The sequence below is a fragment of the Ramlibacter rhizophilus genome (assembly GCF_004681965.1).
Taxonomy (GTDB): Bacteria; Pseudomonadota; Gammaproteobacteria; order Burkholderiales; family Burkholderiaceae_C; genus Ramlibacter; species Ramlibacter rhizophilus.
The window spans coordinates 54310-72163 of sequence record NZ_SMLL01000009.1 but is presented as its reverse complement, the minus strand read 5'-3'; the positions used below and the strand labels follow the sequence as shown (position 1 = coordinate 72163).

General features: G+C 70.7%; 16 protein-coding genes. 10 read left to right on the top strand and 6 right to left on the bottom strand.

Features of this window, described 5'->3' with window-relative positions:
• Complete coding sequence (locus tag EZ242_RS20530) at positions 1-1308, bottom strand: O-acetylhomoserine aminocarboxypropyltransferase (RefSeq protein ID WP_135287081.1); 1308 nt, start codon at positions 1306-1308, stop codon at positions 1-3.
• Between the two features lie 87 nt (positions 1309-1395).
• On the opposite strand from EZ242_RS20530, the gene EZ242_RS20525 reads away from it, so the two are divergent.
• The 4 genes from EZ242_RS20525 (at position 1396) to EZ242_RS20510 (ending at position 4447) form a co-directional block, all read left to right on the top strand.
• Positions 1396-1860, top strand: a complete 465-nt coding sequence (locus tag EZ242_RS20525) for a CBS domain-containing protein (protein WP_135287080.1) — start codon at positions 1396-1398, stop codon at positions 1858-1860.
• Between the two features lie 69 nt (positions 1861-1929).
• Positions 1930-3027 carry a chorismate synthase gene (gene aroC, locus EZ242_RS20520; RefSeq protein WP_135287079.1) on the top strand — a complete coding sequence of 366 codons (1098 nt, stop codon included), beginning with the start codon at positions 1930-1932 and terminating at the stop codon, positions 3025-3027.
• Positions 3027-4217, top strand: coding sequence for an MFS transporter (locus EZ242_RS20515; RefSeq protein ID WP_135287078.1), 1191 nt, complete (start codon positions 3027-3029; stop codon positions 4215-4217). The genes aroC and EZ242_RS20515 overlap by 1 nt, the downstream gene beginning before the upstream one ends.
• On the top strand, positions 4214-4447 hold the full coding sequence (locus tag EZ242_RS20510) for a DUF167 domain-containing protein (RefSeq protein WP_135287077.1): 234 nt from the start codon (positions 4214-4216) through the stop codon (positions 4445-4447). The genes EZ242_RS20515 and EZ242_RS20510 overlap by 4 nt, the downstream gene beginning before the upstream one ends.
• Before the next feature lie 165 nt (positions 4448-4612).
• On the opposite strand, the gene mltB is transcribed toward EZ242_RS20510, so the two are convergent.
• The 4 genes from mltB to EZ242_RS20490 are packed head-to-tail and all read right to left on the bottom strand — an operon-like array spanning position 4613 to position 9754.
• Positions 4613-5800: a lytic murein transglycosylase B gene (gene mltB, locus EZ242_RS20505; RefSeq protein ID WP_240787192.1), complete on the bottom strand. Its 1188-nt coding sequence runs from the start codon at positions 5798-5800 to the stop codon at positions 4613-4615.
• Positions 5797-7818, bottom strand: coding sequence for a transglutaminase TgpA family protein (locus tag EZ242_RS20500; protein ID WP_135287214.1), 2022 nt, complete (start codon positions 7816-7818; stop codon positions 5797-5799). The genes mltB and EZ242_RS20500 overlap by 4 nt, the downstream gene beginning before the upstream one ends.
• Entirely contained in the window at positions 7815-8774 is a 960-nt protein-coding gene (locus tag EZ242_RS20495) for a DUF58 domain-containing protein (RefSeq protein ID WP_135287213.1), read from the bottom strand. Before EZ242_RS20495 ends, EZ242_RS20500 begins: the two co-directional genes overlap by 4 nt.
• A 59-nt stretch (positions 8775-8833) precedes the next feature.
• Positions 8834-9754 (bottom strand): AAA family ATPase, encoded by a 921-nt coding sequence (locus tag EZ242_RS20490; protein WP_135287075.1) that lies wholly within the window; start codon positions 9752-9754, stop codon positions 8834-8836.
• Between the two features lie 46 nt (positions 9755-9800).
• Between EZ242_RS20490 and EZ242_RS20485 the strand changes: the two genes are divergently transcribed.
• The 6 genes from EZ242_RS20485 to EZ242_RS20460 all read left to right on the top strand — a co-directional run bounded on the left by EZ242_RS20485 (position 9801) and on the right by EZ242_RS20460 (position 16779).
• On the top strand, positions 9801-10760 hold the full coding sequence (locus EZ242_RS20485) for a histone deacetylase family protein (protein ID WP_135287074.1): 960 nt from the start codon (positions 9801-9803) through the stop codon (positions 10758-10760).
• On the top strand, positions 10757-12016 hold the full coding sequence (locus tag EZ242_RS20480) for a mechanosensitive ion channel family protein (RefSeq protein WP_420821263.1): 1260 nt from the start codon (positions 10757-10759) through the stop codon (positions 12014-12016). Before EZ242_RS20485 ends, EZ242_RS20480 begins: the two co-directional genes overlap by 4 nt.
• 68 nt (positions 12017-12084) lie before the next feature.
• The gene (locus EZ242_RS20475; RefSeq protein ID WP_135287073.1) at positions 12085-12834 is read left to right on the top strand and encodes an electron transfer flavoprotein subunit beta/FixA family protein; all 750 of its coding nucleotides are present in this window, start codon (positions 12085-12087) and stop codon (positions 12832-12834) included.
• Positions 12835-12865: 31 nt separating this feature from the next.
• Positions 12866-13798 (top strand): electron transfer flavoprotein subunit alpha/FixB family protein, encoded by a 933-nt coding sequence (locus tag EZ242_RS20470; protein WP_135287072.1) that lies wholly within the window; start codon positions 12866-12868, stop codon positions 13796-13798.
• Positions 13799-13969: 171 nt separating this feature from the next.
• The gene (locus tag EZ242_RS20465) at positions 13970-15790 is read left to right on the top strand and encodes an acyl-CoA dehydrogenase (protein ID WP_135287071.1); all 1821 of its coding nucleotides are present in this window, start codon (positions 13970-13972) and stop codon (positions 15788-15790) included.
• Between the two features lie 26 nt (positions 15791-15816).
• Entirely contained in the window at positions 15817-16779 is a 963-nt protein-coding gene (locus tag EZ242_RS20460) for an NAD(P)H-dependent flavin oxidoreductase (protein WP_135287070.1), read from the top strand.
• A 12-nt stretch (positions 16780-16791) separates the two neighbouring features.
• Here the strand turns inward: EZ242_RS20460 and EZ242_RS20455 are convergent, their stop codons facing one another.
• Positions 16792-17853, bottom strand: a complete 1062-nt coding sequence (locus tag EZ242_RS20455; protein WP_135287069.1) for a cytochrome d ubiquinol oxidase subunit II — start codon at positions 17851-17853, stop codon at positions 16792-16794.
• Position 17854: the final 1 nt, after the last annotated feature.

The window sequence follows — 17854 nt, the reverse complement described above, 5'->3', positions numbered from 1 at the left end:
TCAGGCCCCCTTCTCGGCTGCGCGCAATGCGCGCTTGAGGTCGTCGAGCAGATCGTCCGGGTCCTCCAGGCCGATGGACAGGCGGATGGTCCCCGGGCCGATGCCGCCGGCCGCGAGGTCCTCGTCGCTCATGCGGAAATGCGTGGTGCTGGCCGGGTGGATGACGAGCGAACGGCAGTCGCCCACGTTGGCCAGGTGGCTGAAGACCTTGAGCGACTCGATGAAGCGCCGGCCCTGCTCGCGGCTGCCCCGGATGTCGAAGCTGAACACCGCTCCGGCGCCGCGCGGCAGGAGCTTGCGCGCGAGCTGGTGGCTGGGGTGCGACTCCACCAGCGGGTGCCCCACGCGCGCGACCATCGGGTGCGCCGCGAGGAACTCGACCACCCGCTCGGTGTTGGCCATGTGGCGCGCCATGCGAAGCGGAAGCGTCTCGATGCCCTGCAGGATCAGCCAGGCGGTGTGCGGGCTCATGCAGGCGCCGAAGTCGCGCAGGCCCTCGCGCCGGGCGCGCAGCAGGAAGGCGCCGACGGTGGACTCCTCGGTGAAGACCATCTGATGGAAGCCGGCATAGGGCGCGGTGAGTTCGCCAAAGCGTCCCTGCGTGCGCGGGTGGTCCCAGTCGAAGCTGCCGCCATCGACCAGCACGCCGCCGATGACGGTGCCGTGGCCCGAGAGGAACTTGGTCGCCGAGTGGTAGACGATGTCGGCGCCGAGCGAGAGCGGCTTCATGAGCCAGGGCGAGGTGAGGGTGGAATCCACCAGCAGGGGAACGCCGGCCTCGTGCGCGATGGCGGCCACCGTAGGGATGTCCAGCACGTCCAGGCCGGGGTTGCCCACGGTTTCTCCGAACAGCAGGCGGGTCTCGGGCCGGATGGCGGCGCGCCAGCCGTCGATGTCGCCGGGGCGCACAAAGGTGGTCTCGATGCCGAAGCGCCGCATCGTGTAGTGCAGCAGGTTGTGCGAGCCGCCATAGAGCGCCGAGCTGGCCACGATGTGCGAGCCCGCGCCCATGATCGTGGCGATCGCCAAATGCAGGGCCGCCTGGCCGCTGGCCGTGGCGATGGCGCCGATGCCGCCGTCGAGCGCCGCGACCCGTTCCTCCAGCACCGCGTTGGTCGGATTGCTGATGCGGGAATAGACGTGCCCGGCGCGCTCCAGGTTGAACAGCGAGGCCGCGTGCTCGCTGGACTCGAACACGAAGGACGTGCTCAGGTGGATGGGGACCGCCCGCGCCCCGGTGGCCGGGTCGGGCGCGGCCCCGGCGTGCAGGGCGAGCGTGTCGAAGCCGGGGTCCGAATAGCCGGGCATGGTGTCTGCGCTCTCTTGTTGGATGTGGCTGGAATTGTGGGCTATATTCTTTCGGACCGGCAGTGCGCTGCCACCCTGGAGACACCCATGAAAGTCAGCGACATCCTGCGCGTGAAGGGCAACACGCTCTACACCGTGGGGCCCGACGAACACATGGCCCGCGCGATCGAGGTCATGGCCGAAAAGGACATCGGCTCGCTGGTGGTCATGGCGCACGGCGACCTGGTGGGCATGCTCACCTTCCGCGAGGTCATTCAGTGCATCGTGGCCAACAAGGGCGTCGTCGGAACCCTGCTGGTGCGAACGGCCATGGACGACCACCCCCTGACCTGCACCCCCGACACCGAGCTGGACGAAGTGCGCCGCATGATGCTGGACCGGCACGCCCGCTACATGCCCGTCATGGACAAGCGCATGCTCATGGGCGTCATCAGCTTCTACGACGTCGCCAAGGCCGTGGTGGACAGCCAGAATTTCGAGAACCGCATGCTCAAGGCCTACATCCGCGACTGGCCCAGCAGCGAGGACGTGCAGCCCTCCGCGCAGCTCTGAACGGCCCGGCGCGGGCCGGCCCTCGGGGATAATCGCCCGCTCGGCACGCGAGCGGAAACTCCCACACACATGAGCGGCAACACCTTCGGCACCCTGTTCGCGGTCACCAACTTCGGTGAATCCCACGGCCCGGCCATCGGCTGCGTGATCGACGGGTGCCCGCCGGGGCTGGCGCTGTCCGAAGCCGACATCCAGCCCGACCTGGACCGCCGCCGTCCCGGCACCAGCCGGCACGTCACCCAGCGCCAGGAGGCCGACCGGGTCGAGATCCTCTCCGGCGTGTACGAAGGCCACACCACCGGCACCCCCATCTGCCTGCTGATTCGCAACACCGACCAGCGAAGCAAGGACTACTCGGACATCGCGTCCACCTTCCGGCCGGGCCACGCCGACTACGCCTACATGCAGAAGTACGGCCGGCGCGACCCGCGCGGCGGCGGCCGGTCTTCCGCGCGCATGACGGCACCCATGGTGGCGGCCGGGGCCGTCGCCAAGAAGTGGCTCGCCGCACGCCATGGCACGCGCTTCCAGGGCTGCATGCAGCAGCTCGGCGACATGGAAATCCCTTTCGAGGGTTGGGAGCACGTGCCGAACAACCCCTTCTTCGCGCCCGTGGCCGACGTCTCGGCGCTGGAGGCCTACATGGACGCGCTGCGCAAGAGCGGCGACTCCTGCGGTGCCCGCATCCGGGTCAGCGCCTCGCGCGTGCCCCCGGGCCTGGGCGAACCGCTCTACGACAAGCTCGACGCCGACATCGCCTGGGCCATGATGGGCATCAACGCGGTCAAGGGCGTGGAGATCGGCGCCGGCTTCGCAAGCGTCACGCAGCGGGGCAGCACCCACGGCGACTCGCTCACGCCCGAGGGCTTCGCGAGCAACAACGCCGGCGGCGTCCTGGGCGGCATCAGCACGGGCCAGGACCTGGAAGTCTCCATCGCCATCAAGCCGACCAGCTCCATCATCACCCCGCGCGACACCATCGACGTGCAGGGCCGTCCCACCCAGGTGGTGACCAAGGGCCGCCACGACCCCTGCGTGGGCATCCGCGCCACGCCCATCGCCGAGGCCATGCTGGCCCTCGTGGTGATGGAACACGCTCTGCGCCAGCGCGCGCAGAACGGTGACGTGAGCCCGCCGATGGCGGGCATCGAAGCCTCGTTCCTCTGATGCCGGCGGCTTCGCCGCCCGCGCCGGGCCTGCGGCAGCTCGCGCCGTTCGCGGGGCTGTCGGCCAGCTACTTCGCGCACATCGGCTTCTTCAATCCCTACCTGCCCCTGTGGCTCAAGCACCTGGGCCTGCCGGTGACGGTGATCAGCGTGCTGATCGCCACGCAGTCCTTCACGCGCGTGTTCGCGCCCTACGCCTGGGGCATGCTGAGCGACCGCACTGGCGAGCGCGTGCGCCTGCTGCGCCTGAGTGGCCTGGTGGCCGTGATCGCATCGCTCGGCCTGTGGTGGTCGGGCGGGCCCGTGTGGATCGGGCTGGTGCTGCTGGTGATGTTCACGCACACCAGCTCCATGATGTCGCTGACCGAGGCGGCGATGGCGCAGCTCGTGGCCGGCGACTGGGGCCGCTATGGCCGGGTGCGGCTCTGGGGGTCGGTGGGTTTCATGGCCACGGTGGTCGTGGCCGGTGCCTGGTTCGAGCGCTTCGGCATGGAGCACTTCCCGGGCTGGACGCTCTTCACGCTGGTGCTGGTGCTGGGCTGCACGCTGTGGCTGCCGGACGTGCGCGAGGCGCCTGCGCCCGCGGGCCATCGGCACGAGGCGATCCTTCCGGTGCTGCGCGAGCCGGCCGTGCGCTGGTTCTTCGCCTCGCTGCTGTTCCACATCACGGCGCATTTCGCGGTCTATGGCTTCATCTCGCTGTACCTCGACGCGCGTGGCTACAGCAAGGCCATGATCGGCGGGCTGTGGGCGGTGTCCGTGGCGGTGGAGATCCTCTGGTTCTTCTGGCAGGGCCGCCTCATCGGCCACCTGTCCATGCCGCGCTGGCTGGTGGTCTGCGGCGCCGCCACGGCGCTGCGCATGGCGCTGCTGGCCACGGCGGCCGACTGGCTGGCGGCGCTTGTCGTCGCCCAGGTGCTGCACGCGCTGAGCTTCGCGACCCACCACACGGCCGCCATCGCCATGGTCACGCGCCACTTCCCGGGCCGCCTGCGCGGGCGCGGCCAGGCCTTGTTCACGGTGGTGGGCTACGGGGTCGGCGGCGTCACGGGCGTGCTGGCCGGCGGGCAGGTGGTGGCGCGCTTCGGCTACGTGCCGATGTACGCGGCCGCGACCGTGCTGGGGATGGCGGCGACGTACTGCGCCTGGCGGGTGCTGAAGCTGGAGTCGGCGGCCGCGGCGAATCCATGAAGGTCCTGCAGGTCCGGGTCAAGCCGAACGCGCGCGCAAGCGTGCTGCTGCCACCTGCTGCCGAGGGCGAGCCCTGGCAGGCGCAGCTGGCAGCGCCGCCCGTCGATGGCCGTGCAAATGACGAGTTGGTGCGTTTGGTGGCACGGCATTTCGGCTGCTCGCGCTCGGCGGTCCGCATCAAGTCTGGGGCGGGTGCGCGCCTGAAGCTCGTGCAGGTGGCGCAGGACTGAGAAGCTGGGAGTGACATCGCCGCGCGCGCCTCGGCCGCCAGAACGCCGCCCGTCTGGCGCCCGCTTCGAACGCGCCGGATCCGTTCTCAGCTTCTGAGTTCGGCTATCGCCGGGAACCCGCGCCGGCGACGGTCTTTTCTCGCCGCGCTTCGTCTCGAACCGCTGCTAGCGACCGAGCTGCTCCGCCACCGCCCGTCCCAGTTCGATCACCGCCATCGCGTAGTAGCTCGACTGGTTGTAGCGCGTGACCACGTAGAAGTTCTCGGTGCCTGCCACGTAGGTGGGCAGGCCTTCTCCGTTCTGCAGTTCCACCAGCGCCAGCGGGCCGGCGTGGCCCTGCGCGGCGCCATCGAGCACGGCGCCTTTGGCGGCGAAGCTGGCGACGTTGAAGGTGGGCAGGATGTCCGGGGCGAGCAGGGCGTCGAGGTCCAGGTGGTCGGCGTCGAAGCTCACGGGGTAGTGCGTGGGCATGCCGGTCTGCCAGCCGTGGCCCTTGAAGTAGCTGGCGACCGAGCCGATGGCGTCCGCGGCGCTGTTTCGCAGGTCGACGCGGCCGTCGCCGTCGAAGTCCACCGCCCATCGCACCCAGCTGGTGGGCATGAACTGCGGAAGGCCCTGGGCGCCCGCGAAGCTGCCCAGGGGCTCCAGCGGGTCCAGGCCGCGTCGGTGCTGGGTGGAGAGGAACTGTTCCAGCTCGCCCCGGAAGTACTCGGCGCGCTCGGCGGCGCGCGGGTGCTGCGGCGGGTGGTCGAAGGCCAGGGTAGCCAGGGCGTCGATGACGCGGAAGTCCCCCATGTGCCGGCCGTAGAGGGTCTCCACGCCGATGATGCCGACGATCATCTCGGCCGGAACGCCGTACTCGGCCTCGGCTTTCTGGAGCGCGGCGCGGTTCTCCTGCCAGAAGCGCAGGCCCCCCTCGATGCGCACGCGGTCGATGAAGCGGCTGCGGTAAGCCGCCCAGTTCTTGCGGGTGCCGGGCGGCGCCGGCTGCATCAGGCGCTGCACGATGGCCAGGGGCCGGGCTTCGGACAGGGCCCGGCGGGTCCAGGCCGCATCCAGGCCGCGGCGCTCGGCGACCTCCTGCGCGAAGCGCATGGCCTCGGGCCGGCCGGCGTAGGTTTCGCGTGGAGCGGGCGACGGGTGCGACACCTTTTTCGCTGCTGCTGCCGCCGCCGGCTTGCGCTTGGCCGCGGACGTTTTCGCGGCGGCAGCCTTGGCCTTCTTGTCGGTGGGCTTGGCCTGGGGCGCGCTCGCGCGCTGGCGTGGCGCGGGGTCCGCCGCCGCGGCGCAAAGGGGCAGGGCAAAGGCGGCTGCGGCGAGCAGCCCGGTGGCGAGCAGGCGGGGGGACATCAGCGTGGAACGGGCCAGGGCAGTTGCTTGAATTGTCGGCGCAAGGCGGGCAGCCGCTGCTGCGACTGGCGCGAATAGCGCTGCGCCTCCAGGCGCAGCAGCCAGTCTGCCAGCGGATCGGCGGCCGCGCCGAAGTGCGTGCGGGCCGCGGCCGCGAGCTGGCGCGGCCCGTGGGTGGGCGGCAACACGAGTCCGCACTTTTCCATCCGCCCACGGGCACGCGCCAGCAGGCGCAGCCAGGGGTCCTGCCGGCGCCGCTCCCAGGCCGCCCAGGTGGCCCCCAGCGTGGCGGCGCCGGCGAGAAGCAGCACCAGCACCTGCAGCAGGTCCTGCCAGCTCGGCGACTGGAAGCCGAGCTGGCGCAGGAGGTTCAGCTGGCGGCTTTGCGTGTAATTGAGCACCCGCTGCTTCCAGGCGTTGTCCAGCGCCTCCCAGGCGCTGCGCAGGGTCATGGCCAGCGCAGGGTTGACGGCGCCCACCGCATTGGCCAGCACGCCGGGCGCGGGCTGCAGGCGCTGAAAGCTGCCGGTGCGTCCGGGGGCGACGGAGGAGGTCGGGTCCACGCGCACCCAGCCGCGGCCGGCCAGCCAGACCTCGACCCAGGCGTGCGCGTCGCTTTGCCGCAGCACCCAGTAGCCGTCGATGGGGTTGCGCTCGCCGCCCTGGTAGCCCGTGACGATGCGCGTGGGGATGTCCATGGCGCGCATCAGCACCGCGAAGGCCGAGGCGATGTGCTCGCAGAAGCCCTCGCGGCGGTCGAACCAGAATTCGTCGGCGCTGTGCTCGCCGAAGGTGCCGGGCTCCAGCGTGTAGCGGTAGCCGCCGGTGCGAAGCCGCGTGAGCGCGGCCTGGACCAGGGCGGCCTTGTCCTCGGGCGGCGCGGTGCTCTCGCGCATGAGGTCGGTGGCGAGCTGGAGGGTGCGCGGGTTGAAGCCGGGGGGAAGCTCGCGGTATTCCAGCGGCAGGGCGGCGGCGCTGCCGAGCGGGCCCTGGGTCCAGCGCACGTAGCTCTCGGCCTCGTAGCGCAGGAGGTCCGTGACGGGCTGCAGCAGCAGCCACTGCAGCTCGGGCGTGCCGATGACGCGCTGGCCGGGCACCTCGGGCGCCGCGCCGGCGACGTCCAGGGTCAGCAGCCAGGGCCGGTTGTTCGGCTCCATGGTCACCTGGTAGCGCAGCGGCTCGCCCTGCAGGCGCACGGGGGCCACCCGGCCTGCACCGGTCAGCCAGGCCGAGCGGCCGGAATAGAGCGGCTGCCAGCTGCGCCCGTCGAAGCGGGTGAGCACGGGGCCGCGGAAGTACAGGTCGCTGCGTTCGGGCACGGGGCCCTCGAAGCGCAGGCGCATGGCGATGCTCTCGTCCAGCGCTAGCCGCGCCACGTTGCCCACCTCCATGCTGGCCGACAGGCCGCTGCGGCCGGTCATCGCGTCGGCCGGGATGCCCCAGAGCGGGCCGAAGCGCGGGAACAGCACGAAGAGGACGAGCATGATCGGTGCGCCCATCAGCGCCATCACCCCCGCCGTGCGGGCGGACGCGGCCAGCGGGGGCCGGCCCACCGGTTTGTGCGCATTGACCAGCGCCGTGAGCAGGCCCAGCAGCCCCACCAGCATGGCCGCGGCGATGGCCAGCGACTGCGAATGGAAGAAGTTGGTCAGCAGCGTGAAGAAGCCGAGGAAGAAGACCACGAAGGCATCGCGCCGGGCCCGCAGCTCCAGGGTCTTGAGCGCCAGCAGCACCACGATCAGGGTCACGCCCGCCTCGCGTCCCAGGAGGGTGCCGTGGCTCAGCGCGGTGGCGGCCATGCCGGAGGCGAGCAGGGCGACCAGCCAGCGCGCGCGTGGCAGTGACCGGTTGCTCAGCGCCAGCCAGCCGCGCCAGCCCAGCACCAGCAGCACCAGGGCACTGCACCACAGGGGCAGGGCGCCTGCCTGCGGCAGCACGATCCAGCCGATCACCGCCAGCAGGAAGAGCGTGTCGCGTCCTTCGCGCGGGAGCGAGCCGATGCGGCGGCGCAGGGCGCTCAGCACAGTGCGAGCACCTCCAGGCAGCGCCGCTTGTGGGCCTCTCCCCGGCCCGGCTCCAGCTGCTTGCCGGGCACGCGCAGGCCGAAGTCCAGGCCCAGGCGGTCCGCCTGCAGCACCCAGGCAGCCAGGCGCGAGAGGCGCTGCTCCACGTCGCCCGGGCCGGCCTGGGCGTAGTCCAGCCAGAGCTCGTGGCGGCGCGCCTGCTGCGTGTCGCGGCTGACCAGCTCGCCGGTACGGGCCGCCTTCTTCCACACCACGCCGCGCAGCGGGTCCCCGGTGCGGTAGGCCCGCACGCCCTCGAACTCGCCGGCGAAGGCGACCCGGGCCGGTCCGCTGCCGCCGCGCGGCTCGCCGGGCGGCAAGGGCGGCGGGGGCGATTCGGGGGCAGGCCAGACCAGCACCCGCGCGGCCGGCCGCCACACCGTCCAGACGCGGAAGGTGCCCAGCGGATAGCGGGTTTCCAGGGTGATGGCCGGCACTGGGTGCAGGCCGCGGCGCGTGGCGGCGAAGCCGACCCGCACGGGGGTGCCCGCCTGCGGAGCCACGTCGCACCAGACCCAGTTGTCCGCGCCGGCGCCTTCGCGCACGCGCAGCCCGATGCCGTGGCGGGTGCGGCGCAGCTCGCTCACGAGCACGATGCCCAGGCTTGCGCCGGCGCCCGCGAACTGCGGTTGCGGCGGCTCCAGCGTGAGCTGCAGCCCGCGCAGGGTGGCATGCGTCACATGCATGCCCACCAGCGCGCAGCCGGCGAGCAGGAAGGTGAGCAGATAGCCCAGGTTGAGCTGGTAGTTGATGGAGGCCACCAGCAGCACCACGAGCGTGGCCGCGAGCAGCCAGCCCGCGCGCGTGGGCAGGATGTACACATTGCGCTGGGTCAGCGTGAGCGTGTCGGTGAGCGGAAGCCGCGCGTGCCACCACTGGCGCCAGCGGGCAGGCAGGCCCCGCAGCGCCGCCATCGGACTGGAGCGGCCCGGCGCCGGGTGGACGACGGAGGCGGCCTGCGGCCGGCGTGCGTTCACGGCAGCGGCACGGCCTCGAGCATGGCCAGCACCTGCTCCACCGGGCCCCGGCCCGCCTGTCCCACGGGGACGAGGCGGTGGGCGATGGTCTGCGGCAGGATGGCCTGCACGTCGTCCGGGCCAGCGTAGTCGCGCCCGTCCAGCAGGGCCTGAGCCTTGGCGACGCGCAGCACGGCGAGGCTGGCGCGCGGCGACAGGCCCTGCAGGAACCAGCGGCCCGAGCGCGTGGCCGCGACCAGGTCCTGCACGTAGTCCAGCAGCTTGTCGGCCACGTGCACCTGCTGGACCTGGGCTTGCAGGGCGGCCAGCGATGCGGGCGAGAGCGTGCCGCGCAGCGACGCCACCATCTGGCGGCGGTCCTGCCCGCGCAGGAGCTCGCGCTCGGCGGCGCGGTCGGGGTAGCCCAGCGAGATGCGCATGAGGAAGCGATCGAGCTGCGACTCGGGCAGGGGGAAGGTGCCGAGCTGGTCCTGCGGGTTCTGCGTGGCGATGACGAAGAAGGGGTCGGGCAGCGGCCGGGTCTCGCCCTCGACGCTCACCTGGTGTTCCTCCATGGCCTCCAGCAGGGCGCTCTGCGTCTTGGGGCTGGCGCGGTTGATCTCGTCGGCCAGCAGCACCTGCGCGAACACCGGCCCGGGATGGAAGACGAAGCCTTCCTTGCCGCGGTCGTACACGGACACGCCCGAGAGATCGCTGGGCATGAGGTCGGCGGTGAACTGCACGCGCGAGAACTGCAGGCCGAAGGAGCGCGCCAGCGCATGCGCCAGCGTGGTCTTGCCCACGCCGGGCACGTCCTCGATCAGCAGGTGGCCACCGGCCAGCAGGCAGGCCACGCAGTCGCGGACCTGCGCGCTCTTGCCCACGATCACCGTGTTAAGCTGATCGAGCAGTCCTGCGAGTTCTCGTTGTGCTTGCATGGCGCGACGTTATCCGAATTTCAAGTCGTCTCCAGAGTCGCCTGCGATGCCTGCCCACAAGACCGGGTATTTCACTCATGCCGATTGCCGGCGCCATGAAATGGGGCCGGGCCATCCCGAATGCCCCGAGCGGCTCGACGCGATCGAGGACCGCCTCCTGGCCTCGGGCGTGGGTGACCTGCTGGAGCGGCGCGAGGCACCCTCGGCCGCCCTGTCCGACCTGGAGCTGGCCCACGACCGGCTGCACATGGCGGCCCTGCGCGGGCTCGAAGCCGAGCTGGCCGAGCAGCGCGAAGCGGGCGGGCCGGCCTACTGCCACGTCGATGCCGACACGGCGATGAACCTGCACACCTGGGAAGCCGCGCAGCGTGCCGCGGGTGCCGCGCTGGCCGCCACCGACGCGGTCATGGCCGGTGAACTGGAGAACGCCTTCTGCGCCGTCCGCCCGCCGGGGCACCATGCGTGCCGCTCGCAGGCCATGGGCTTCTGCTTCCTGAACAACGTGGCCATCGCCGCGCGGCACGCCCTGGAGCGGCACGGGCTGTCGCGCGTGGCCGTGGTGGATTTCGACGTGCACCACGGCAACGGCACCGAGGACATCCTGGCCGGCGACGAGCGCGTGCTGATGGTGGGCATCTTCCAGCAGGGCATCTATCCCTTCAGCGGCGATGTGCCGCGCGCGCCCAACATGGTGAACCTGCCCGTTCCCGCGTACACCCGCGGCATGGACGTGCGCGAGCTGATCGAGCAGGTGTGGCTTCCGCGCCTGGAGGCCTTCCGGCCCGAGATGATCTTCATCAGCGCCGGCTTCGATGCGCACCGCGACGACGATCTGGGCCAGCTCGGCCTGGTGGAGCAGGACTACGCCTGGATCACCTCCCGCCTGCGCGAGGTGGCGCGGCGGCATGCGCAGGGGCGCATCGTCTCCTGCCTGGAGGGCGGCTACAACCTCGCGGCCCTGGGCCGCAGCGTCGAGGCGCACCTGCGCGCCCTGGCCGACCTGTGAGCCCGGTGCTGGACCGCCTGGCGCTGCAGCTCGCGCAGCCTGCGCTCTGGTGGGAGCTGGGCGTGCTGCTGGCCTGCCTGGGCGTGGCGGCCGGCATGGCCTGGGCGATCGGCCGGCGCCGCGAGAGCAGCTCGGTCTGGTTCGGCCGCTTCATCGTCGATGGGCTGCTGTTTCCCCTGCTCTCGCTCGCCCTGGTGTATTCGGCCATGCTGGTGGTGGCGCGCTTCCAGCCGGTGGCCCTGCTGCACCTGGCCGTGCCGGTGCTCCTGGCGCTGGCCGGCATCCGCTTCCTGGCCCGCGTCCTCACCGTCGTGTTTCCGACCTCCGCCGCGGCGCGGCTGGTCGAACGCCTGTTCTCCTGGCTGGCCTGGCTCATGGCCGTGCTGTGGATCGGTGGCGTGCTCCAGCCGGTGCTGGCGCGGCTCGAAGCGCTGCGCTTTACCGTCGGCAAGACCCAGGTGAGCGTGCTGGGCCTGATCGAGAACCTGCTGGTGGCCGGCGTGGTGCTGGTGCTGACCTTGTGGATCTCGGCCGCCCTGGAGCGGCGGGTGATGCGCCAGGCCACCGGCGACCTGTCGCTGCGGCGGGTGGCGGCCAACGTCGTGCGCGCGGGCCTGCTGCTGGTCGGCGTGCTGGCGGCGCTGTCCACGCTCGGCGTGGACCTCACGGCGCTGTCGGTGCTGGGCGGCGCGATCGGCGTCGGCCTGGGCTTCGGCCTGCAGAAGCTCGCCTCCAACTACGTGAGCGGCTTCGTGATCCTCTTCGAGCGGTCGCTGCGCATCGGCGACACGGTGCGGGTGGACAACTTCGAGGGGCAGGTCATGGACATCAAGACCCGCTACACCCTCATCCGGGCGCCCAACGGCCGGGAGTCGATCGTGCCCAACGAGAAGCTGATCACCGAGCGCATCGAGAACCTGTCGCTGGCCGATCCGCTCATCCTGCTGTCCACGGATGTGGCGGTGGGCTACGACAGCGACGTGGACGAGGTCCAGCGCCTGCTGTGCGAGGCGGCCACCGGCTGCGCCCGCGTGCTGAAGGATCCGGCCCCGGCCGCGCGCCTGGCGCGCTTCGGCGCCGACGGGCTGGAGTTCCAGCTCCTCTTCTGGATCGGCGATCCGGCCAACGGCCAGCTCAACGTGAGATCGGAAGTCAACCTGGCCGTGCTGAAGAGCCTGCGCCAGGCCGGCATCGTCATCCCCTACCCGCAGCGGGTGGTTCACCTCGTCGGCAGCGAGGCCACCGCGGGCCGTTGACCGGCCCACGGGGCATAGAATCCACCGGTTTACGTGAACGTCAATTCCAACTCAGGAGCGTCCCCAGCATGAAGGCCCTCGTTTCGGTCAAGCGGGTGGTGGACTACAACGTGAAGGTCCGGGTCAAGTCGGACAACACGGGTGTGGACATCGCCAACGTCAAGATGAGCATGAACCCCTTCGACGAGATTGCGGTCGAGGAGGCCGTGAGGCTGAAGGAAAAGGGCGTGGTCACCGAAGTGATCGTCGTTTCCTGCGGCGTCGCGCAGTGCCAGGAGACGCTGCGCACGGCCATGGCCATCGGCGCCGACCGCGCCATCCTGGTGGAGACCTCCGAGGAACTGCAGCCCCTGGCCGTGGCCAAGCTGCTCAAGGCCGTGGTGGACAAGGAGCAGGCGCAGATCGTCATCCTGGGCAAGCAGGCCATCGACGACGACTGCAACCAGACCGGCCAGATGCTCGCCGCGCTGGCCGACATGCCGCAGGCCACCTTCGCCTCCAAGGTGGAGATCGCTGACGGCAAGGCGCAGGTCACCCGCGAAGTGGACGGCGGCCTGGAGACGCTGTCGCTGGACCTGCCGGCCATCGTCACCACGGACCTGCGCCTGAACGAGCCGCGCTACGTCACGCTGCCCAACATCATGAAGGCCAAGAAGAAGCCGATGGAGACGCTCAAGCCCGAGGACCTGGGCGTGGACGTGTCGCCGCGCCTGAAGACGCTGAAAGTGAGCGAGCCGCCCAAGCGCGGCGCCGGGGTGAAGGTGCCCGACGTGGCCACCCTGGTGGACAAGCTCAAGAACGAAGCCAAGGTGATCTGACGCCCCGCGCGACCTCTCCAGGAATCTTTTCATGACCTCTCTCGTCATCGCCGAACACGACAACGGCGCCCTCAAGGGCGCCACGTTCAACACCGTCACCGCCGCCGCCGCCTGTGGGGGCGAGGTGCACGTCCTGGTCGCCGGCCACAACGCCGCGGGCGCCGCCGAAGCCGCCGCGAAGATCGCCGGCGTCGCCAAGGTGATCCATGCCGACGGCGCCTCGCTGGAGCACCAGCTCGCCGAGAACGTGGCCGCGCAGGTGCTGGCCCTGGCCGGCAGCTACAGCCACATCCTCTTTCCCGCCACCGCCCACGGCAAGAACGCCGCGCCGCGCGTGGCCGCGAAGCTGGACGTGGCGCAGATCTCCGACATCACCAAGGTGGACAGCCCCGACACCTTCGAGCGGCCCATCTACGCCGGCAACGCCATCGCCACCGTGCAGAGCCAGGACAAGGTCAAGGTGATCACGGTGCGCACCACCGGCTTCGATGCCGCGGCGTCCTCCGGCGGCAGCGCCGCGGTCGAGAAGATCGACGCCGTGGCCGACAGCGGCAAGAGCCGCTTCGTCGGCCAGGAGATCGCCAAGAGCGACCGCCCCGAGCTCACTGCCGCCAAGGTCATCGTCTCCGGCGGCCGCGCCCTGGGCAGCTCGGAGAAGTTCAACGAGGTCATGACGCCGCTGGCCGACAAGCTGGGCGCCGCGCTGGGCGCGAGCCGCGCGGCCGTCGATGCGGGCTATGCCCCCAACGACTGGCAGGTGGGCCAGACCGGCAAGATCGTCGCGCCGCAGCTGTACGTGGCCTGCGGCATCTCGGGCGCGATCCAGCACCTGGCCGGCATGAAGGATTCCAAGGTGATCGTGGCGATCAACAAGGACCCGGAAGCGCCGATCTTCTCGGTGGCCGACTACGGCCTGGAAGCCGACCTGTTCACGGCGGTGCCGGAACTGACCAAGGCGCTGTAAGAACCCACTCCCTCCCCCTCTGGGGGAGGGCAGGGGCGGGGGCCGCGCGAGCCGCCCGCGTCATCGGCGCGCGGGCCCCCATCCCGACCTTCCCCCAGAGGGGGAAGGAGAACGTCAGCCCCGCTCCTTTCCCAGAGGGGATGGAGGTATCACCTGCCGGAGACACGTGCCATGACCTACCGCGCCCCCCTCAAGGACATGCTCTTCGACATCCGCCACCTGGCGGGCATCGACGAGCTCGCCAAGTTGCCCGCTTTCGAGGACGCCGGCTTCGAGACCGCCCAGGCGGTGCTCGAGGAATGCGCGAAGTTCAACGAGGAAGCCGTCGCGCCCTTGAATGCCACGGGTGACCGCGAACCGTCGCTGTGGCGCGATGGCCAGGTCCACACCACGCCCGGGTTCAAGGAGGCGTATCGCCAGTACAGCGAAGGCGGCTGGCAGGGCCTGCAGCACCCCACCGAGGTCGGCGGCCAGGGCCTGCCCAAGACCATCGGCGCGGCCTGCGGCGAGATGCTCAACTCGGCCAACCTGAGCTTCGCCCTGTGCCCGCTGCTCACCGACGGTGCCATCGAGGCCCTGCTCACCGCCGGCTCGGACGAACTCAGGTCCACCTACCTGCCCCGGCTGGTGAGCGGCGAATGGACCGGCACCATGAACCTCACGGAGCCGCAGGCCGGCAGCGACCTGGCCCTGGTGCGAACGCGCGCCGAGCCGCAGGCCGACGGCACCTACCGCATCTTCGGCACCAAGATCTTCATCACCTACGGCGAGCACGACATGGCGGACAACATTGTCCACCTCGTGCTCGCGCGCGTGACCGGCGCGCCCGAGGGCGTCAAGGGCATCAGCCTGTTCGTCGTGCCCAAGTTCCTGGTGAATGCGGACGGCACGCCCGGCGCGCGCAACGACGTGCACTGCGTGAGCATCGAGCACAAGATGGGCATCAAGGCCTCGCCCACCGCGGTGCTGCAATACGGCGACGGCACGGCGGCGAAAGACGTGAACGGCACCGGACCCGGTGCCGTGGGCTTCCTGGTGGGCCAGGAGAACCGCGGCCTGGAGTACATGTTCATCATGATGAACGCGGCCCGCTACGCGGTGGGCGTGCAGGGCATCGCGGTGGCCGAGCGCTCCTACCAGCAGGCGGTGGCCTACGCCCGCGAGCGCGTGCAGTCCCGCCCGGTCGACGGCAGTGTCCCGGGCAGCGCGCCCATCATCCATCACCCCGACGTGCGGCGAATGCTCATGACCATGCGCGCGTACACGGAGGGCTGCCGCGCCATGGCCACGGTGGCGGCCGCGGCCTACGACGCCGCCCACCATCATCCCGACGCCGAGGCGCGCCAGCAGAACCAGGCCTTCTACGAATTCATGGTGCCGCTGGTCAAGGGCTTCAGCACCGAGATGAGCCTGGAGGTCACCTCGCTGGGCGTTCAGGTGCACGGCGGCATGGGCTTCATCGAGGAGACCGGCGCGGCGCAGCACTACCGCGACGCCAAGATCCTCACCATCTACGAAGGCACCACCGCCATCCAGGCCAACGACCTGGTGGGACGCAAGACCGCGCGCGACGGCGGCCGCACGGCCCGCGCCATCTCCGCGCAGATCGAGCAGACCGAAGGCGCGCTGGCCGCCCAGGGCAGCCCCGAGGCCCGCGCGGTCGCCGACCGCCTCTTCGCGGCCCGCAAGGCCTTCCTCGACGTGGTGGACTTCGTCGTGGCACGCGGCAAGGAGTCGCCCAATGCCGTCTTCGCCGGATCGGTCCCCTACCTCATGCTCGCGGGCAACCTGGTGGCCGGCTGGCAGCTGGCCCGCTCGCTGCTGGTGGCGCAGGACCTGTTGCGCTCGGGACAGGACGAAGCCTTCATGCGCGCGAAGATCGCCACCGCACGCTTCTACGCCGAGCACATCCTGGCCAAGGCGCCGGGGCTGCGTGACAGCATCGTCGAAGGCGCGGACAGCGTGACCGCCCTGGCCCTGGACGCCTTCTGAAGTACCGACCACCGAAAGCCTGCCGCATGTCCCGTCTGCCGCCCGCCCTCAGCCGCCTCGCGCTTCCCATCATCGGATCGCCGCTCTTCATCATCAGCAATCCCAAGCTGGTGATCGAGCAGTGCAAGGCCGGCATCGTGGGCGCCATGCCGGCGCTCAACGCGCGGCCGGCATCGCAACTGGACGAGTGGCTGCACGAGATCACCGAGACCCTGGCGGCCTGGGACAAGGCGAATCCCGAGCGCCCCTCGGCGCCCTTCGCCATCAACCAGATCGTCCACCGCAGCAATGACCGGCTGGAGCACGACATGGGGCTGGTGGTCAAGTACAAGGTGCCCGTGGTCATCACCTCGCTGGGCGCGCGCACGGACGTCAACGACGCGGTGCATGGCTACGGCGGCATCGTGCTGCACGACATCATCAACAACACCTTCGCCCGCAAGGCGGTGGAAAAGGGCGCCGACGGCCTGATCGCCGTGGCCGCGGGGGCCGGCGGCCATGCGGGCGTGAAGAGCCCCTTCGCGCTGGTGCAGGAAATCCGCCAGTGGTTCGATGGGCCGATCGCGCTGTCCGGCGCCATCGCCAACGGCGGCGCGGTGCTGGCGGCGCAGGCCATGGGCGCGGACCTGGCCTACATCGGCTCGGCCTTCATCGCCACGCACGAGGCGCGCGCGCCCGAGGCCTACAAGCAGGCCATCGTGGAAGGCAGCAGCGACGACATCGTGTACTCCAGCCTGTTCACCGGCGTGCACGGCAACTACCTGAAGGCGTCCATCGTCGCCTCGGGGCTGGACCCGGACAAACTGCCCGAGAGCGACCCGAGCAAGATGAGCTTCGGCGGCGGCGAAGGCAGCAAGAAGGCCTGGAAGGACATCTGGGGCAGCGGGCAGGGCATCGGCGCCGTCACCGAGGTGACCAGCGCCGCCGACCTCATCGCCCGCCTGGGCCGCGAGTACCGCGAAGCCCGGGCTCGACTCTGCGCGGCTTGAGCCGCCCGGCCTTCACGCCCGACCCGTCACCTCGTCGCCTGCGGGCGTGGCGGGCGTGGCGGGTGGCGGCGGCAGGTAGCTCAGGGCGCTGGCGCGGCCCCAGAACACCCGGTACATGAAGGCCGAGTAGGCGATGATCGCCGGCAGCGTGATCGCCACGCCCACGAAGATGATCACCAGCGACTCGTGCGCGCTCGCTGCCTCCCACACGGTCATGCGGTCCAGCACGATGTACGGGTACAGGCTGTAGGCCAGGCCCACGAAGGCCAGCACGAAGATCAGCACCGTGCTCGCGAACACCACCCAGCCATAGCCGGCCGCCACCACGCGCGGGCGCGACAGCACATGCCAGGCCGCGAAGAAGGCGACGGCGCAGGCCACGGGAATGGGCAGCAGCGCGATCAGCGTGGGCATCTGGAACCACTTGTCGAAGACCGTGGGGCTCACCAGCGGCGTGGCGATGGAGATGGCGGCCAGGGCCAGGCCCATGGGCCACAGCGTGGCGCGGCCCCAGGCCACGGCCTTGCGCTGCAGGTCCTCACCCGTCTTCATGATCAGCCAGCCGGAGCCGAGCACCGCATAGGCGGTGGGCAGGGTCAGGGCGATCAGCAGGGAAAAGGCCAGGGGCCAGCCGCTGCCCTGGAAGCCGGTGAGGTAGCTCCCGAGCATCCAGCCCTGCGCCATCGCGGCGATCAGGGAGCCGGCCGCGAAGAGCGCATTCCACAGCCATTTGTGGGCGGCGCGCGCCTTCACGCGGAAGTCGAAGGACACGCCCCGCAGGATCAGGCCGAACAGCATCACCGCCACCGGCAGGTACAGCGCGGTGAGCACCAGCCCGTGCGCGAAGGGAAAGGCCACCAGCAGCACGCCGATGCCCAGCACCAGCCAGGTTTCGTTGGAGTCCCAGAAGGGGCCGATGCTGGCGACCATGAGGTCCTTCTCGTCGTCCTCGGCGAAGGGCAGCAGGATGCCCACGCCCAGGTCGTAGCCGTCGAGCACCACGTAGGCGAGCAGGGACAGGCCCATCACGCCCATGAAGATCAGCGGAAGCAGTTGGGGCCAGGTGAGGTCCATG

Excerpts from the sequence above, each read along its gene's own strand:
- EZ242_RS20530 (WP_135287081.1), bottom strand. The coding sequence starts at position 1,308 with ATGCCCGGCTATTCGGACCCCGGCTTCGACACGCTCGCCCTGCACGCC.
- EZ242_RS20485 (WP_135287074.1), top strand. The coding sequence starts at position 9,801 with ATGCCTGCCCACAAGACCGGGTATTTCACTCATGCCGATTGCCGGCGC.
- EZ242_RS20475 (WP_135287073.1), top strand. The coding sequence starts at position 12,085 with ATGAAGGCCCTCGTTTCGGTCAAGCGGGTGGTGGACTACAACGTGAAG.
- EZ242_RS20525 (WP_135287080.1), top strand. The coding sequence starts at position 1,396 with ATGAAAGTCAGCGACATCCTGCGCGTGAAGGGCAACACGCTCTACACC.
- EZ242_RS20465 (WP_135287071.1), top strand. The coding sequence starts at position 13,970 with ATGACCTACCGCGCCCCCCTCAAGGACATGCTCTTCGACATCCGCCAC.
- aroC (WP_135287079.1), top strand. The coding sequence starts at position 1,930 with ATGAGCGGCAACACCTTCGGCACCCTGTTCGCGGTCACCAACTTCGGT.
- EZ242_RS20460 (WP_135287070.1), top strand. The coding sequence starts at position 15,817 with ATGTCCCGTCTGCCGCCCGCCCTCAGCCGCCTCGCGCTTCCCATCATC.
- EZ242_RS20510 (WP_135287077.1), top strand. The coding sequence starts at position 4,214 with ATGAAGGTCCTGCAGGTCCGGGTCAAGCCGAACGCGCGCGCAAGCGTG.
- EZ242_RS20470 (WP_135287072.1), top strand. The coding sequence starts at position 12,866 with ATGACCTCTCTCGTCATCGCCGAACACGACAACGGCGCCCTCAAGGGC.
- EZ242_RS20455 (WP_135287069.1), bottom strand. The coding sequence starts at position 17,853 with ATGGACCTCACCTGGCCCCAACTGCTTCCGCTGATCTTCATGGGCGTG.
- EZ242_RS20515 (WP_135287078.1), top strand. The coding sequence starts at position 3,027 with ATGCCGGCGGCTTCGCCGCCCGCGCCGGGCCTGCGGCAGCTCGCGCCG.
- EZ242_RS20495 (WP_135287213.1), bottom strand. The coding sequence starts at position 8,774 with ATGGCGGCGCTGCGGGGCCTGCCTGCCCGCTGGCGCCAGTGGTGGCAC.
- EZ242_RS20490 (WP_135287075.1), bottom strand. The coding sequence starts at position 9,754 with ATGCAAGCACAACGAGAACTCGCAGGACTGCTCGATCAGCTTAACACG.